Source organism: Nonomuraea sp. NPDC051941 (assembly GCF_044593615.1).
Map to the genome: position 1 here is coordinate 1 of NZ_JBIUCF010000151.1, position 1166 is coordinate 1166.

The 1166-nt window shown below is 68.0% G+C and carries 1 protein-coding gene; it reads left to right on the forward strand.

Going from position 1 to position 1166, the window contains the following annotated elements; all coding sequences use genetic code 11:
* Nucleotides 1–1166 (forward strand): type I polyketide synthase (locus ACIHFD_RS67900; RefSeq protein WP_397375976.1); only part of this gene is annotated, 1166 nt, incomplete at both ends.

Consider the following 1166-nt stretch of genomic DNA (forward strand, 5'->3'; position numbering starts at 1 on the left):
TCCGCGGGGATTGGGGAGCCGATCGCGATCGTGGCGATGGGCTGCCGCTACCCGGGCGGGGTGAATTCGCCGGAGGACCTGTGGGAGATGCTCGTGCAGGGCCGTTCGGGTATCTCCTCCTTCCCGGAGGATCGGGGCTGGGATCTGGAGGCGTTGTATGACCCGGACCCGGACCATGTGGGGACCACGTATCTGCGTGAGGGTGGGTTCCTGAAGGACGCGGCCGGGTTCGACGCGGCGTTTTTCGGGATCAGTCCGCGTGAGGCGATCGCGATCGATCCGCAGCAGCGGTTGCTGCTGGAGACGTCGTGGGAGGTTCTGGAACGGGCCGGGATCGACCCGGACACCCTCCGTGGCACTCCGACCGGCGTCTTCATCGGCGGCACTCAGACCGGTTATGGCTCAGGGCCTGGACCGTACCCCGAGGAGATCGAGGGATACCTGCAGACCGGAAACGCCGGCTCCGTCATGTCGGGGCGGGTGGCCTACAACCTCGGTCTCGAAGGCCCGGCGCTGACGGTGGACACCGCCTGCTCCTCCTCCCTCGTCGCCATCCATCTGGCCTGCGAGTCCCTGCGCAGAGGCGAAAGTACTCTGGCGCTCGCGGGTGGCGTGACGGTCATGGCGACACCTGAGCTCCTGGTGGACTTCAGCCGTCAGCGTGGTCTGGCGCGGGATGGCCGGTGCAAGGCGTTCTCGGATGAGGCCGACGGCACCGTGTTCTCCGAAGGTGTGGGCATTCTGTTGCTGGAGCGGCTCTCGGAAGCGCAGGCCAACGGCCACCGGGTTCTGGGTGTGATCCGCGGATCGGCGGTCAACCAGGACGGCGCCAGCAACGGCCTGTCGGCCCCCAACGGTCCTTCTCAGGAGCGGGTGATCCGCCAGGCGCTGGCCAACGCCGGCCTGGTCCCGGGCGATATCGACGCGGTCGAAGCCCACGGCACCGGCACCAAACTCGGCGACCCCATCGAGGCCCAGGCTCTGCTGGCCACCTACGGGCGCGATCGGGATCCGGCGGACCCGTTGTGGCTGGGGTCGGTCAAATCCAACTTCGGGCATTCGCAGGCCGCTTCCGGGGTGGCGGGTGTGATCAAGATGGTCATGGCCGCCCGCGAAGCCCTCCTCCCCCAAACCCTGCACATCACCACCCCCACCACCCACGTCGA